Genomic DNA, 15,372 nt, shown 5'->3' on the forward strand with positions numbered 1-15,372 from the left:
ATGGCCAGAATAAAACTGCCGGCAGTGAGTGAATTAACGGCTGAGCAGCAGCAGCAATATGCCCGTTTTCCCGCCAATCTTACGCTGGGTCTGTTGAAAACCAGCCGTTCGGCGCAGGGATATCTGTCCCTGGGCGCTTCTTTTCCGGCCGGGCGACTGTGTGATAAAGATCGGGAAATGATCATATTAAGGGTTGGCGCGTTAAGCCACAGCGCTTATGAGCGTATGCAACACTATCCGCTGGCGATCCTTGCGGGGTGGTGCGATGACGACATCGAGAAAATAGAGCAGGGTGTGGGCATCGACGCCAGAGGGACGGCCATCTTGCATTTTGTCGATGAATGCGTGAAGCAGGTGAAGGTCTCTGCCGACACATTTAACGCGGTCAGGCGCTATTATGACGAGGTTCAACTGGCTGAACTGGCATTAATGATTGGGCACTACATGATGACGGCGCGCTTTTTGGAAACGCTGGAAATCGATCTGGACCTACAAGCGACATCCTGGGAAAACATGTCAACGGATTGAATACGCGCACGGCGTGAGCGCGATAAAAAAGCCGATAACCTGGGGTTATCGGCTTTTAATGCGCAGTGGCAGAGGGTTACGCGGGCAGCTGCTGGGCGGTTTTCTCGACCAGCGCCAGCAACAGCTTGATGTCTTCCAGCGTCACGATCGGGTTCAGCAGCGTCATCTTCAGGCAGGTCACGCCATCGAACTCGGTCACGCCGACGTTGGCGCGGCCCGATTCCAACAGGGCGTCACCGATACGCTGGTTGAACAGCGCGACGGCCGCATCGCCGTTCGCCGCCAGCTGCGCCGGACGGTAGCGGAACAGCACGCTGGCCAGCTGCGGCTGCATCACCAGTTCCAGTGCTTCTTGATCGGCGATGTAGCGCGCCACCTGTTGCGCCAGCGTCACGCCATGATCGATGATCTCGGCGTATTGCTTCTGCCCGAGCGCTTCCAGCCCCATCCACAGCTTCAACGCATCGAAGCGGCGGGTGGTCTGCAGCGACTTGGACACCAGGTTCGGCACGCCTTGCGCTTCGTCGAACTCGGAGTTCAGGTAGGCCGCCTGATAGCGCATCAGCTCGTAGTGGCGCTCGTCTTTCAGCAAGAAGGCGCCGCAGCTGATGGTCTGGAAGAACTGTTTATGGAAGTCCAGGGTGATGGAGTCCACCAGCTCCAGGCCGTCCAGGTAGTCGCGGTACTGCTCGGAAAGCAGCAGCGCGCCGCCCCAGGCCGCATCCACGTGCACCCAAATCTGCTGCTCCGCCGCCAGCCGCGCGATGTCGCGCAGCGGGTCAATGGCACCGGCGTCGGTGGTGCCGGCGGTGGCGACAATCGCCATCACCTGCTCGCCGTTGGCCTTGGCCTGCGCCAGTTTTTCCGCCAGATCGTTCACGTCCATGCGGGCGAAGCGATCGGTTTTCACCAGGGTGACGGACTGATAGCCGAGGCCCATCAGCGCCATGTTCTTCTGCACCGAGAAGTGGGCGTTTTCAGAACAGAACACCTTCAGCTTGCGCAGATCGCCCACCAGACCGTCCTGCTGCACGGAGTGGCCCTGACGCGCGAAGAACGCGTCGCGCGCCAGCATCAGCCCCATCAGGTTGCTCTGGGTGCCGCCGCTGGTGAACACCCCGGCGTCGCCGGACGGGTAACCGACCTGGGCGCGCAGCCACTCGATCAATTTCATTTCGATCAGCGTGGCCGACGGGCTCTGATCCCAGGAGTCCATGCTCTGGTTGGTGGCGTTGATCAGCACTTCGGCAGCCTGGCTAATCACCAGGCTCGGGCAGTGCAGGTGCGCCACGCACTGCGGGTGGTGCACCGACAGGCTGTCTTTCAAAAAGTACTCGATGGCGCGCTCGATCGCCGCCTGGTTGCCCAGGCCTTGCGGGGTAAAGTCTAGCTGGATGCGCTCGCGCAGTTCGGCAACGCTTTTGCCCTGATACATCTCGGGCTGTTGCAGCCACTGCACGACGGCTTCACTGCTCTGTGCGATCGCCTGGCGGTAAGCCTCGGCGCTGTGCGCCGAGGAAGCCAGAATCGGGTTTAACTTGGACATCGCGGTCATTCGCTCCAATCAGACTGGCTTGACGCCGGCGGCCAACAGCGCCTGCTCAAATTTATCCAGGAAAATACCCAGCTCATCATTGGTGATCAGCAGGGAAGGCAACAGGCGCAGCACACAGCCGTTGCGCCCGCCGCGCTCCAGGATCAAGCCGGATTCGAAGCATTTTTTCTGCAGCAGCGCGGACAGCTCGCCATCGGCCGGGTAACAGCCCATGTGATCCTGCGCTTCGTTCGGCTTGACGATCTCGATGCCGATCATCAGGCCCAGACCGCGGACGTGACCGATCACCGGATAACGTTTCTGCAGCTCGGTTAGCTTGCCTTTGAGCCATTCGCCCTGAGCGGCCACTTTATCGGCGACCTTATGCTCTTTCAGGTACTGCAGGGTGGTCAGGCCGGTGGCCATCGCCAGCTGGTTGCCGCGGAAGGTGCCGGTGTGGTGGCCCGGTTCCCAGGCATCGAACTCTTTTTTGATGCCCAGCACCGCGAGCGGCAAGCCGCCGCCGACCGCTTTCGACATCACGATGATGTCCGGCTCGATGCCGGCGTGTTCGAAGGCGAACAGCTTGCCCGTACGGGCGAAACCGGCCTGAACTTCGTCGATGATCAGCAGAATGCCATGCTCCTGCGTCACTTTGCGGATGCGCTGCAGCCACTCGGCCGGCGCCGGGTTAACCCCGCCTTCGCCCTGAACGGCTTCCAGGATCACCGCCGCCGGTTTACGCACGCCGCTTTCCACGTCGTTAACCAGGTTGTCGAAGTAGTAGGTCAGCGCCTTGACGCCAGCTTCGCCGCCGATGCCCAGCGGGCAGCGGTATTCATGCGGATAAGGCATGAACTGCACTTCCGGCATCATGCCGTTGATCGCCGCCTTCGGCGACAGGTTGCCGGTGACCGACAGCGCGCCGTGGGTCATGCCGTGATAGCCGCCGGAGAAGCTGATCACGCCGGAACGGCCGGTGTGCTTTTTCGCCAGCTTCAGCGCGGCTTCCACCGCATCGGCGCCGGACGGGCCGCAGAACTGCAGGCAATACCCTTTGCCTTCGCCAGGCAACAGAGAGAGCAGGTAATCGGAGAAACGATCTTTCAACGGGGTCGTGAGATCGAGAGTATGTAACGGCAAGCCGCTGGTAATGACATTTTGGATGCTTTGCAGGACGTCGGGGTGATTATGTCCAAGAGCCAACGTTCCCGCCCCGGCCAGGCAATCAAGATATTGATTATTCTCAACATCAGTGATCCAAACGCCCTGGGCTTTCGCAATTGCCAACGGCAATTTGCGCGGATAACTCCTAACATTCGACTCAAATTCGGCTTGACGCGCCAAATAGGTTTCATTGTTTCCGTTTAATGAGTTTGCAACTAAAGTATCAATACGGACTTTATCCGTCATCATATCTCTCCTACAACCGAAGGTCTCAAGACGCAACGATTGAATTAATGAATTAGAAAAGTAACTGCCTTGTGAAAAGCGCGACCAATATATGGCTTTTTTGCCTGGGACTCAATAGCCGATTTTGTTTTGAATTGTTTAGTTTTTTCTTAGGCTCATCAATATGTTGTTGATTTGTTGACCGTTGGTTTTGCCAGCAAAAAATAACATTTCTTTAACATTGCGTAAAAATCCTTTTCTGCTTTCCTTTGGCTACTTCTTTAATGCATTTATTATTAAGGTGAATTTCCGATTAATAACATAAATAGAAAATAGCGGCTTATTTTCATCTATTCACCACCTTAAGTCCTATAGCGGTTATATACACAAAATTTGTGATGAATATAAGCGGTCGAGCGTTAAAAGCGCAGTACCCAGAGTGGTGATTTCTTGCAGATTTTACGTAGCGCGATCAAAAAAGCGGGATTTTTGTGCGGTGCCGGCGAGTCTGCCGGCACCGCGGTTATTAACGTTGTCGTAACCAGGCGTGATAGCGCCGCAGAGTGCGGCGGGTGCGCCACCGGTCGATGAGCAGCGACCACAGCGGGGAGTAACGCACGTTGCGCGTCCGATCGCGGCTCAGGGCGTGCATGCGGCGCTTGATCAGCGCCATACGAGCGAGCAGCGTCAGCGTTTTATCGCGCCATTTTACCGGTGCGGGCAGCGCATGAGGGGCTTCGCCGGTTTGCCAGCGGTGCGGCAGATCGGGAATTTCCGCCATGGCGGTGGCGATGCCGACCACCGCGATGCCGCTGTTCAGCACCCGTTGCGCCACCGACGGGCGGGCGATGCCGCCAGTAGTCATCACCGGCATGCGGGCCACTGCGGCGAGATCGCGGGCGAAGGTCAGAAAATAGGCTTCGCGCGCCAGGGTGCTGTCGTCCGCCGCTTCGCCCTGCATCGCCGGGCTCTCATAACTCCCGCCTGACAACTCCACCAGATCGACCGGCAGTTCGTTGAGCATCAACAATACCTGTCGGGCCTCGTCCGGCGAAAAGCCGCCACGCTGAAAATCGGCGGAGTTCAGTTTGACCGCCACGCAAAAGCCTGGCGAGACACGCTGGCGCACCGCGCGCACCACCTCCAGCAGCAGGCGGGCGCGATTCGCCAGCTCGCCCCCCCAACGATCGCTGCGCTGGTTGGACAACGGCGACAAGAACTGGGAGATGAGGTAGCCGTGCGCCGCATGGATCTGCACGCCGGTAAACCCGGCCTGTTCGGCGGCGTGCGCGCTGGCGGCGAAGCGGGCGATCACCTCGGCAATCTGCGCTTCGCTCATGGCCTGCGGCGGGGCAAACTGCTTGCTGTACTTGCCCATCGCCATTGGGATGGCGGAGGGCGCCCAGGCGTTACCGCCCATGTTGGCCATCACCTGACGGCCCGGGTGGCTGAGCTGCATCCATACCTGTGCGCCTTCTTGGCGCGAGGCCGCCACCCAGGTTTTGAACGCCTCGAGCGGCGTATCCTGTTCCAGCACTACGCCGCCGGGGCCGGTCATGGCGCGTCCGTCGATCATCACGTTGCCGGTGATGATGAGGCCGGCACCGCCGATACCCCAGTGGCGATACAGGCGCCATAGCGCGGGGCCGGGCAGTTGGCCTTCATCGGCCAGATTTTCTTCCAACGCGGCCTTGGCCAGACGGTTGGGTAAGCGGCTGCCGTTGGGCAGAATCAGTGGGGTAAACATCGGGTACGTTCCTGTCGCAGGGGGAATGGCGCTATACTAGGGTTAAAGTTAACTTTAAGGTCAATAGGGCATGAAAATCGGAGAGTTGGCGGAGCGCGCCGGCATGGCCGCCTCGGCGATACGTTACTACGAACAGCAGGGTCTGCTGCCCAAAGCGGTGCGCGGCGTTAACGGATATCGGGTGTATAGCGAAAGCGCGCTGGAGCGGCTGCACCTGATCCAAATCGGCCAGAATCTGGGGTTTTCGCTGCAGGCGATCCGCGGGGTATTGGCGCTGCAGGGCAGCGCCTATCAGGATGGGTTGATACAGGGCGTCGACAGCCGGTTGGCGGAAATCGAGCGGATGATGGCGACGCTGAACGAGCAGCGTGAGACGTTGATGGCGACGCGGCGTATTCTGTTGGAATCCGGCGTGGCGGGATTATGCCGCGCAAAAAATGAAAAACAGGCCGGTGCGTGGCCGGCCTGCAAAGATTAACGGTGTTTAAAGGCGGCGCGCCCGGCATATACCGCCGCGATGCCCAATTGGTCTTCGATGCGCATCAGCTGATTGTATTTTTCGATCCGCTCGCCGCGGCACGGCGCGCCGGTTTTCACATGGCCAGCTCGCATCGCAACCGTCATATCGGCGATAAAGCTGTCGACGGTTTCGCCGCTGCGGTGTGAGATAAAGGCGCCCCAGCCATTTGCCTGGCAAAGCTGCACGGCGGCGAAAGTTTCGCTCAGCGTGCCAATCTGGTTCAGCTTGATCAGCGCCGCATTGGCCAATCTTTCATCAATCCCGCGCTGGATGTATTTCACGTTGGTGACGAACAGATCGTCACCGACCAGTTCCACCTGATCGCCCAGGGCGTCGCTGAGAATGCGCCAGCCCGCCCAGTCGTCCTCGGCCAAACCGTCTTCAATCAGCACGATGGGAAAATCTTGCACCAGCCGCTGGTAATAGGCCGTCATCTGTTCGGCATCCAGTTCAGCGTTTTCGCTGCGCAGGCGGTATTTGCCGTTGGCATAGAATTCACTCGAGGCCGGGTCCATGCAAATGGCGATATCGTCTCCCGGTTGATAACCGGCTTTCTCTATCGCCTGTACGATCAGCTCCAGCGGTTGTCGGTTCGAGGCAACCGCCGGCGCAAAACCGCCTTCGTCGCCAACGCCGACCGACAGGCCTTTCTCCAACAGAATTTGGCGCAGCGCCTGATAAACTTCACTGCCCCAGCGCACGGCCTCGCGCAGCGACGGCGCGCCCAGCGGCGCTATCATAAATTCCTGAAAGTCCGCACCTTGCCAGCGGGCATGCACGCCGCCGTTGATGATATTCATGCAGGGCACCGGCAGCAGGTTGGCGCCGAGACCGCCCAGATAACGATACAGCGGCAGCTGCGACAATTGCGCCGCGAGGCGGGCGGCGGCCAGAGAAACGCCGAGCAGGGCGTTGGCCCCCAATCGGCTCTTGTTCTCGCTGCCGTCCAGTGCGATCAACCGGCGGTCAATCTCCCCTTGTTGACGTACATCCACCCCGCGCAGCGCTTCATTGATCGCCGTTTTGACGCTTTGCACCGCTTCCTGAACGCCTTTACCGCCGTAACGGTGCGGATCGCCGTCGCGGTGTTCCACCGCCTCGCGTGAACCGGTGCTGGCGCCGGAGGGAACCGAAGCCCGTGCCACGACGCCCGCCGCAGTCATTTCAACTTCGACGGTGGGGTTGCCGCGCGAATCCAGGATCTCTCTGGCGGTTACGTTTTCAATTTCATAGCTCATGGATGATCACCTCATTCTAGGGAGTGGGCACGTGCTTTATCAGCACGTCGATCGACAAATGGTTAATGAACTCGAAGCCGAAGGAGGCAAAGACGCCGAACGGACGGTTCTGATGGCCGAGCAGCAACAGATCGACGCCTTCACGGGCAATCAGGGCCTCGATGTCTTTGAAGCGGTGAATACTGACAATTGCGCGCACCTCCAGGGGGATTGTGCAGTCTTCCACCAGCCGGCTGAGCATGGCTTTGGCAGCGATCACCTCGCTGGACTGGCGATCTTTGGTTTGTGCATCGCTGAGGTAGTCCAGCTCGGCATAGTCGGCGCTGATGTGCGCCACGGTAATGCGCGTATTCATCTGCTGATTGAGGCGTTCGGCATGGCGTAACAGCAGCCGGCCGTCGCGTTCATCCTGCACCAGCAGTAAAGCATGTTGATAGAGCGACATGACTTATCTCCCTGCGTTAGCAATCTGTAGGGTTAACCACGGTAAAACCTCTTTTTTCCGGCTCGTCATGCCGGGCAGCGACACCTGCCGAATGGCGAGCACCCGGTTCGACGAGAAATACAGGGTAGAGCGGTGGCGGGTGATATCGGTAACCAGCAGCGCGGCCATCTCCAGCCCGGCCTCCTGCTTAGCCTGCTCGAGCGCCTGTTGCAGCGCGGGCAACAGCGGATCGATATCGCTCATAGCCCGCACTTCTATCTGCGACAGCAGCAGCGAGACGCTATGGATGCGGTAATTCTTGGCGTCACGGTACAGCAACTGCGGGGCGGATTGCCCCGAAAGATCGGTTTTGGCGGCAAGCAATCCGGCGGTGAAGGCGTCATAGTCAACGTGAGAGATTGCGCATAACCGCGCGACCGCCACCCGATCCTGTTCGGTGGTGGTCGGTGCGCTCAGCGCAACGGTATCGCTCAAAATCGCGCCCAGCAGCAGCGTGGCCTGGGCGGAAGAAAGCGGCATCGGCGTATCTGACGCCAGTATGGACAGGATCACGGTGGCGCAACAGCCAACGGCGCGGATCCAGACATCGGGCGGGTTGCGGGTGATCAAGGTGCCCAGCCGGTGATGATCGATAACGCCGACCACATCGCTGTCGGGCAATGAGGCCGGCCCTTGTTCGACGTCGGTAAAATCTACCAGCCAGACTTTGCGGTCACGGAGATCGCCTTTCAGCAGCGCAGGCGCTTGTACGCCGGCGGCGGCCAGTATGTAGCGGGTTTCCGGCGTCAATTCGCCAAGGCGGAAAGCGACGGCCGGTTTGCCGAGGTGATTGAGCCAGTCCGCGACCACCAGCGCGCTGCAGATGCTGTCGCTGTCGGGATTTTTATGGCCGAAAACGTACAGCGGCATTTCCCGCACGGCGAGATCAGGCTGGGACGGAAAAGGGGTAAGACGTGAGATTTCATTCATAGCGACTCCTGACATACCTGCCTAAAAAATAAAGCGAAGTTGTATATCAGGCGTCATCATCCGGTTCGAGCGAACGCGGCGGTTGGGAAAGGTGGAACACCATCACCTTGTGAACGACTGTAGCGCAGCGCGGTGGCAAACGCAACGCCCGGCAAAGCTGGCGAGAATGCGCAATCGGATTGATACTGAGTGAGTCTATGATGGGCAAGGATATTTGCCGCTAACCGACGGATAGGCTGAACGGAATCACGCAGGCTGGCTGCGCCGGATCCGTGGGTGACACAATGGGAGACAACATGCTTGAACCCTGCTTCCCCGAAAACGAAGCCGAACGTCTGTCGGTACTGAACTCGCTGAACGTGTTGGATTCGAACTCGGTGGAAAAACTGGATCGTATTACACGGCTGGCGGCGAAATACTTCGGCGTCACCATTGCGCTGGTGTCATTGATCGACCGGGATCGCCAATGGTTTCTATCGCGCTACGGTCTGGATGTCCGGGAAACGCCGCGTAACATCTCATTTTGTGGCCATGCGATCTTGCAACGTGAAGCGCTGCTGGTGCCCGATACCGCCAACGACCCGCGTTTTTTCGACAATCCGCTGGTGATCGGCGGGCCGCGAATCGGTTTCTACGTTGGGCAACCGCTGCTGTCGCTCGACGGTTTGCCGCTCGGCACCCTGTGCATTATCGACAGCCAGCCGCAGCCGTTTTCTCCGGAACAGGTGGCCGACCTGCACGACTTCGCCGCCGTGGTGGAAGAGTACCTGCAGAGCATTGAACGCCATGTCTATACCGAAAACCTGAAGTCCAACCTGCAACGCTCGGAAGCCTTGTTCGAACAGACCTTCGCCCAGGCGGCGGTAGGGATGGCGCTGGTGTCGCTGCAGGGGTATTGGCTGCGGGTCAATCCGCGCATCTGCGAAATGTTGCACTATTCCGAGCGCGAGCTGATGGATCGCACCTTTCAGGACATTACCTATCCGCTCGATCTCAACACCGATCTAGAAAAACTGCAGCAACTGCTGAGAAACGAGATCAGTACTTACTCGCTGGAGAAACGCTATTTCCGTGCCGATGGCTCGATCGTCTGGGTGCAGCTGACGGTGGCGTTAAACCGGCTGCCTAACGGCAAACCGGATCATTTCATCTCGGTTATCGTCGATATCAGCGAGCGCAAGGCGGCGGAGGCCGATCTGTTCGCTCTGCAACACGAGCTGGAACAACGCGTCGAAATCCGCACGCGGGAGCTGAACGTGGTCGTCAAGAAACTCAACGAAGAGATTGAAACCCGGGTACTCGCCGAATATCAGCTCAGCACGGAGAAGGAACGCCTGCGGGCCATTACTGACAACATGCCGGCGTTGATCAGCCAAATCGACGGTAATGAACGCTACCTGTTCGCTAACAGCGCCTATAAAACCTGGTTTGGCCTGGAAGAAAGCCGCCTTAGAGGAATGACGGTGCTCGATTTTATGGGGGAGAACGTTTATCAGATAGCGAAACCGATGATAGACAGGGCCCTGGCGGGGGAAATGGTGAGCTTCGAAAATGAGCTCCAGACCCAGAAGGGGTTGCTGATGATCCACACTACGCTGGTGCCGTGCGAGGCTCAGGGGTTTTACATTCTGTCCATGGACATTACCGAGTTGAAGCGCCTGCAGCAACGGCTGGAGTACGATGCTACGCACGACATGCTGACCGGATTGACCAACCGCCGCGCTTTTCTGCGTCGGTTGTCCAGCACGGTGCAGGCCTGTTGCGAACAGCGGCAAATGGCGCTGGTGTTCATCGATCTCGATGGTTTCAAAGCCCTCAATGACAGCTATGGCCATGACTTCGGCGATCTGATCCTCAAGACGTTCGCCAGGTTGCTCAGCGCCTGCGCCGGCGAGCGCCATAGCGTTTCGCGCCTGGCCGGTGACGAATTCACGGTCATCCTGTGGCCGTTGGCGGAACCGCAGCGCGAGGTCAGCGAATTTTGCGAAAACGTGTTGGCGCGGCTGGCTGATATTTCGCAGATCGGGCAGCAGACGGTGAGCCTGTCCGCCAGCCTGGGGGCGGCGATTTCCTCACACACTGACGTGACGGAGGAGATGCTGTTGACCCGCGCCGACGGCGCGATGTATCAGGCGAAATCGGCCGGTAAGGGCACTTATGCCATCTGCGAGTTATGAGCGTGAAACGGTGACCGTCTCAGGGTAAGCTGTTTTCTTCTTTCCTATGGGCAGAACTCCGGACTGACTGCATGGCGTCTAATCATCAACACAAAGACTGGCTGGAACTGCGGCGCGATGACGAAACCGGCATCGAAAGCGTCAATGCCCACTTTCAGGGGCATGCCTACGATCCCCACGATCATGACGAAATGCTGGTGGGCGTGACGCAGCAAGGTTTACAACGTTTCAACTGTCATCGTTCCTTGCATACCAGCCGGCCGGGACGTGCCATGCTGATCGAGCCGGGCGCGGTGCACGATGGTCATGCGCCGCAGGCCGAAGGGTTTACCTATGCCATGCTTTATCTGCCGCAGCATTGGGTTTCCGATGCGATGAACCGCCGCGGATTAGGGGACGTTTCTGTGCTGGAAGGCGCCTTCCACAGCACGTTGACCGACGATCCGATGCTGGCGACCGCGATACAACAGGCTTTTTTTGCGTTGCATCAGGGGGAAGGCCGGCTGGCGCGCGATCAAAGCCTGGATCAACTGCTGACGCTTTTGGCGCGGCATATTCGCGTCAGGCCGACTTCCCAAAGCGATGATGCTTTGATTGTGATGAATCGCTTACGAGACTACCTGCACGAGCACATGGCGGGTAACCCCAGCTTGGATGAACTTGCGCTTCAGTGCGGCCTGGACCGCTTCCGCCTGACTCGCCAGTTCACCCGGGCCTTCGGCCAGTCGCCGCATGCTTACCTGGTCCGGCTGAGGCTGCGGGCTGCACGCTTGTTGTTGGCGCAGGGGGCAGAACCGGCGCAGGTCGCGATGCAGGTGGGCTTTGCCGATCAGAGCCACTTGGGCCGCTGGTTCCAGCGCGCCTACCGTTTATCGCCGGCGGCCTATCAACGTCAGTGCACAAACGTTCTATACCGCTGATTCGCCCATCGCCGATGATGCGCTTTTATTTTAAGAGCACAACGGAGTAGAGCGAAACATGTTTGATACCAAGATAGCGTTTATCGTACGCGACGATCTGCAGACCTGGCAGCGGCTGAATGTGGTGGCCTTTCTGGCGACGGGCATCGCCGCCGCCGCCCCGGAAATCATCGGCGAGTGTTATGTGGATGCGCAAGGCAGACGCTACGGCGGCATTTCCGGGCAGCCGATGCTGATTTTTGCCGCGGATCTGCCGGGCCTGCAAAATGTGCATCGCAAAGGGCTGGAGCGGGAATTGACGTTGGTTCCCTATGTGCACGCCATGTTTGCGACCGGGCACGATGCAGCCAACCGGCAGGTTTTTCTCGCTGAAGACGCGGACAATCTGGATTTGGTCGGCCTGGCGCTGCGCGGGCCGAAGAAAGCGGTGGATAAGGCGATAAAAGGCCTGACGCTCCACGCCTGAGAATGTCTTTGCCTGGTTTACCGAGTGGACGCGCGAAACGCTCGCGCATGTCCAGGAGGGTGACGCGTTTCCGATACGGCGCTTACGCCTGGAACGTTTGCAGCCAGGCGGCGAATTGGCTCACGACCTCATCGTCCCGATCGCGCAGCAGCAGGGAATAAACGCCGGTTCGGATAGTCAACGCTGGGAAAGGCGACACCAGCCGGCCAGACGACAGATGTTTGGCGCAGAACAGGTAAGGCACGACGGCCAGTCCCAGGCCGTCTTCGGCCGCCTGAATGGCGGCGAAGGTATGGTCGAGCGTCAGCGGCGGCGGCGAGGCGTCCAGCGCCGTCGGATAGGTATTCAACCAACTGTGCCATAAATCCTCACGGGCGCGGATGCGAATGGCGGTATGCTCGGCCAGATTGTCTGGCGCGCTGATCGGCATGGTGCGCAAATAGCTCTGGCTGCAGACCAGCAGGCTGTCTTCCTGCAAAAAAGGGATCGCTTTCAGTCCGGAGAAGTGCGCGGGATCGCGCCGGATCGCCAGGTCAAACGGCATATTGCGATCGACGGCCCCAGTGGCGGTGGTGATATCAATCGCGACCTCCGGATGAATCTCGTTGAACGCTGCCAATTTCGGCATCAGCCAGTGCATGGTGAACGTCGGCAGGCTGTGTACCACCAGCCGCTGCCGGCCGGCGCTCGCTTTCAGTGCGCTTTCCGCCGAAAACAATTCGCTTATCACTCGGGACGCAGTGCGGGAAAAATTCTCGCCGGCCTGCGTCAGCCGCACGGACTTGTGTCCGCGATAAAACAGTTTGAGCTCCAGCTGTTCTTCCAGGCTGCGGATGTGGCGACTGACCGCGCCGGTGGTGAGAAACAGCTCATCCGCAGCGGCGCTGAAGCTGCCGAGACGGGCGGCGGCTTCGAAAGCGGACAGGTGCGGCAGGGAGTGAATTTTTTTCATAGGTTGAGTCTAGCTCAACCAAGTGAGGGAGGAAAGATCGTTTGTCAGCCGTTGATTTTGCTCACTATGATGAGGCATCTCCTTCTGATTGCTGAGTTTATGATGCGGATCTTTTGGCTATCGGTCATGCGTGTTAATGGCGTTATCCTCACCCTGCGGTTGACAGGGAGGCGCCCCTGAGATGCGAGCTTTCTTTTTGCTTTGCGTGAGCCGGGCCGGCCTCTGCCTGGGCACCATGATGTTCGCCGGCGCGCTGCCGACCATCAGAAGCGAGTGGCAGCTCGGCGCCGCCTCCGCCGGTACAGTGCAGACGGTGTTCAGCCTGACCAACGCCCTGGCGTTGCTGGTGGCTTCCTGGTGGTGTGATTCGCTGGGCGCGCGTCGGGTGTATCTGCTGTTTTCCTGGCTGGGTGCCGGTGCGCTGATGCTGTTCGCCGTGTTTGCCCATTCGTATATCGGCGCACTGGTGTTGATGGCCTTCGTCGGCCTGACGCAGGGCGGCGCCTATACGCCGGCGCTGCTGTTAGCGATGGGGATGAACGGCCCGGCCCGACGCGGTTACGCCATCGGTATGATCCTGGCGACCAGTTCGTTGGGGTATTTTCTGTCGGTTTTCATCGCCGGTTGGAGCGCCATGCGCTGGGGCGCCGGCGTGGCGTTTGCCCTGTGCGCCGCCGGTGCGCTACTGGGGGCGCTGGCGGGTTCGTTGGCCCTGGTCGGTTATCAGGAACCGCAACCGCGCACGCTGGGGAGGAAGACGAAACGAGAAAGCTATGCTATCACCTATGCGACCCTGCTGTTGCTGATCGGGTATATCGCTCACAGCTGGGAACTGCTCGGTAACTGGGCCTGGGCACCCAGCCTGGTCAGCGAGGCGTTGAGCGGTTTCTCTCTGGATCCGCTCAGCGCCGGATTGATCGCCGCGGCGGTGATCCACCTGGCCGGCATGATCGCCACGCTGATTGTCGGCACCGTTTCCGACTATTTCAATCGTGCCTCGGTGCTGACGTTTGTGGGCGCCGCCGGTGCGTTGGGATCGCTGCTGATGGGGTGGTCGGCGAACTGGGGGCCGGGCTGGACGCTGCTGTTCGTCAGCATCGGCAGTTTCTTTATTCTTGGCGACTCCGGCGTGCTGTCGGCGGCGATGGCGGACAACGTGCCGCCGCAACAGCTCGGCAGCGTGATGGGCTGGCGATCGTTGCTGGGGTTCGGCATCGGGTCGTTCGCCCCGTTATCCTTTGGCATCGTGATGGATACCACCCAGAGCTGGGGCACGTCTTATGCCGTGTTGGCCTGCGGCGGCGGGGTAGCCTGCCTGGCGGCAGGATTGCTTTGGCGACAACACTTGAAATGAGGTTCGGACATCATTAAATGAATGGAACATCATCACGCATGGTTATCGTGGGCGCCGGGATTGTCGGCGCATCGATCGCCTATCATCTCGCGCGCCAAGGGCAGGACGTTATCGTGGTTGAGCAGGCGCATCCCGCGGCGGGAGCCACAGGCCGCTCGTTCGGCTGGATCAGCGAAGGCGTGCCTGAGGGCGCGCCCGACGCGTTTCTGCGGCGCGAGATCGTGGCTGACTGGATACGCCTGGCGCAGGAGATCCCGGATCTCTGGGTGAATTGGTCCGGCGCGCTCAGCTATGGTCAGGCGCCGGCGACGCAAAACCCCGATAATCGGCTTTTGCCCTCCGCCGAGGTGACCGCGCTGGAACCGGGGCTCAGGCAGCCCGATAGCCAAGCCTATTTTGCGGCGCGTGACGGCGCCGTCGATCCGCAAGAGGTGACACAGCGGTTGCTCGAATGCGTTCGCGCGTGGGGAGGGACGTTGCTCCTGGGGCGAACCGCCACCGGATTTTTGCGTGAAGACGGGCAGATCGTTGGCATCGTTACCGAGGAAGGCGCGATTGCCGCCGATCGGGTGGTGCTCGCCTGCGGCACGGGGATCTCGGCGCTGCTGGACGGCAGCGGATTCTCACTGCCGATCGAGGCGTCGCCGGCCATTTTGTTACGCTATCACGCGGCGGCGCAGGTGGTGAACACGCTGATTGCGGGCGACGACATCGAAGTGCGTCATGCGCAAAATGGCGATCTGCTGGCGGCGGAAGATTATCCTGCGCACGGCGATGAAAATCGCGTGGAGGGCGAAGCGCAATCGGCGATTGAAGGGCGCCTGCCAGGCACGGCGCCCTTGCAACTGCAGGCGTGTTCGGTGGGGATGCGCCCCCGGCCGCGCGACGGTTATCCCATCGTTGGGCCGCTGGGCGCCACCTGTCTCTATGTGGCGGTGATGCATCCGGCCGTGATGTGCGCACCGACGCTTGGCCGGCTGATCGGAGACGAGCTGCTGCATGGCGTCAATTCCGCCATTCCGCACGCTTATCGCCCGGCGCGATTTATTAATGATGGGGTGTGAAGGGGGAGACCATCGCGATCTCCGGCAGACGGCGCCTTGGTCTCGCCGTTCAGGTTTTCCGACTAC

General features: G+C 59.8%; 14 protein-coding genes and 1 riboswitch. Of the genes, 7 read left to right on the forward strand and 7 right to left on the reverse strand.

The window, feature by feature from the left end; translation table 11 throughout:
- A complete protein-coding gene (locus FOT55_RS17445; RefSeq protein WP_147823791.1) occupies positions 1 to 528 on the forward strand; it encodes a carboxymuconolactone decarboxylase family protein in 528 nt (175 codons plus the stop codon).
- Positions 529 to 604: 76 nt separating this feature from the next.
- Here the strand turns inward: FOT55_RS17445 and FOT55_RS17450 are convergent, their stop codons facing one another.
- The 3 genes from FOT55_RS17450 to FOT55_RS17460 all read right to left on the reverse strand — a co-directional run bounded on the left by FOT55_RS17450 (position 605) and on the right by FOT55_RS17460 (position 5,201).
- Entirely contained in the window at positions 605 to 2,074 is a 1,470-nt protein-coding gene (locus FOT55_RS17450) for a pyridoxal phosphate-dependent decarboxylase family protein (protein WP_043137457.1), read from the reverse strand.
- Between the two features lie 18 nt (positions 2,075 to 2,092).
- Positions 2,093 to 3,475 carry a diaminobutyrate--2-oxoglutarate transaminase gene (locus FOT55_RS17455; protein ID WP_072269829.1) on the reverse strand — a complete coding sequence of 461 codons (1,383 nt, stop codon included), beginning with the start codon at positions 3,473 to 3,475 and terminating at the stop codon, positions 2,093 to 2,095.
- A gap of 505 nt (positions 3,476 to 3,980) precedes the next feature.
- On the reverse strand, positions 3,981 to 5,201 hold the full coding sequence (locus FOT55_RS17460; RefSeq protein WP_147823792.1) for an NADH:flavin oxidoreductase/NADH oxidase family protein: 1,221 nt from the start codon (positions 5,199 to 5,201) through the stop codon (positions 3,981 to 3,983).
- A 70-nt stretch (positions 5,202 to 5,271) separates the two neighbouring features.
- Between FOT55_RS17460 and FOT55_RS17465 the strand changes: the two genes are divergently transcribed.
- A complete protein-coding gene (locus tag FOT55_RS17465) occupies positions 5,272 to 5,679 on the forward strand; it encodes a MerR family transcriptional regulator (protein ID WP_025302831.1) in 408 nt (135 codons plus the stop codon).
- On the opposite strand, the gene eno is transcribed toward FOT55_RS17465, so the two are convergent.
- From eno to FOT55_RS17480, 3 genes are read right to left on the reverse strand one after another with little or no spacing between them, the layout of a single operon-like run.
- Complete coding sequence (gene eno, locus FOT55_RS17470) at positions 5,676 to 6,959, reverse strand: phosphopyruvate hydratase (RefSeq protein ID WP_049204031.1); 1,284 nt, start codon at positions 6,957 to 6,959, stop codon at positions 5,676 to 5,678. The two genes, FOT55_RS17465 and eno, sit on opposite strands and share 4 nt — an antisense overlap.
- 16 nt (positions 6,960 to 6,975) lie before the next feature.
- Entirely contained in the window at positions 6,976 to 7,404 is a 429-nt protein-coding gene (locus FOT55_RS17475) for an adenine nucleotide alpha hydrolase family protein (RefSeq protein ID WP_025302833.1), read from the reverse strand.
- A 3-nt stretch (positions 7,405 to 7,407) separates the two neighbouring features.
- Positions 7,408 to 8,373, reverse strand: a complete 966-nt coding sequence (locus FOT55_RS17480) for a DHH family phosphoesterase (protein ID WP_147823793.1) — start codon at positions 8,371 to 8,373, stop codon at positions 7,408 to 7,410.
- Positions 8,374 to 8,413: 40 nt separating this feature from the next.
- Positions 8,414 to 8,489, reverse strand: a riboswitch (Fluoride riboswitch).
- Between the two features lie 180 nt (positions 8,490 to 8,669).
- Here FOT55_RS17480 and FOT55_RS17485 point away from each other — a divergent pair.
- The 3 genes from FOT55_RS17485 (at position 8,670) to FOT55_RS17495 (ending at position 11,936) form a co-directional block, all read left to right on the forward strand.
- Entirely contained in the window at positions 8,670 to 10,550 is a 1,881-nt protein-coding gene (locus FOT55_RS17485) for a diguanylate cyclase domain-containing protein (protein ID WP_147823794.1), read from the forward strand.
- 71 nt (positions 10,551 to 10,621) lie between these two features.
- Positions 10,622 to 11,470, forward strand: coding sequence for an AraC family transcriptional regulator (locus FOT55_RS17490; RefSeq protein WP_147823795.1), 849 nt, complete (start codon positions 10,622 to 10,624; stop codon positions 11,468 to 11,470).
- A 58-nt stretch (positions 11,471 to 11,528) separates the two neighbouring features.
- A complete protein-coding gene (locus tag FOT55_RS17495; protein ID WP_025302837.1) occupies positions 11,529 to 11,936 on the forward strand; it encodes a DUF2000 family protein in 408 nt (135 codons plus the stop codon).
- Between the two features lie 82 nt (positions 11,937 to 12,018).
- On the opposite strand, the gene FOT55_RS17500 is transcribed toward FOT55_RS17495, so the two are convergent.
- On the reverse strand, positions 12,019 to 12,888 hold the full coding sequence (locus tag FOT55_RS17500; RefSeq protein ID WP_025302838.1) for a LysR substrate-binding domain-containing protein: 870 nt from the start codon (positions 12,886 to 12,888) through the stop codon (positions 12,019 to 12,021).
- 181 nt (positions 12,889 to 13,069) lie between these two features.
- Here FOT55_RS17500 and FOT55_RS17505 point away from each other — a divergent pair, with 181 nt between their 5' ends.
- Positions 13,070 to 14,242: an MFS transporter gene (locus FOT55_RS17505; protein WP_238476117.1), complete on the forward strand. Its 1,173-nt coding sequence runs from the start codon at positions 13,070 to 13,072 to the stop codon at positions 14,240 to 14,242.
- A 17-nt stretch (positions 14,243 to 14,259) separates the two neighbouring features.
- Complete coding sequence (locus FOT55_RS17510; RefSeq protein WP_147823796.1) at positions 14,260 to 15,306, forward strand: NAD(P)/FAD-dependent oxidoreductase; 1,047 nt, start codon at positions 14,260 to 14,262, stop codon at positions 15,304 to 15,306.
- The last annotated feature ends 66 nt before the right edge of the window (positions 15,307 to 15,372 follow it).

It is taken from the genome of Serratia bockelmannii (assembly GCF_008011855.1).
In the GTDB taxonomy this organism is placed as follows: domain Bacteria; phylum Pseudomonadota; class Gammaproteobacteria; order Enterobacterales; family Enterobacteriaceae; genus Serratia; species Serratia bockelmannii.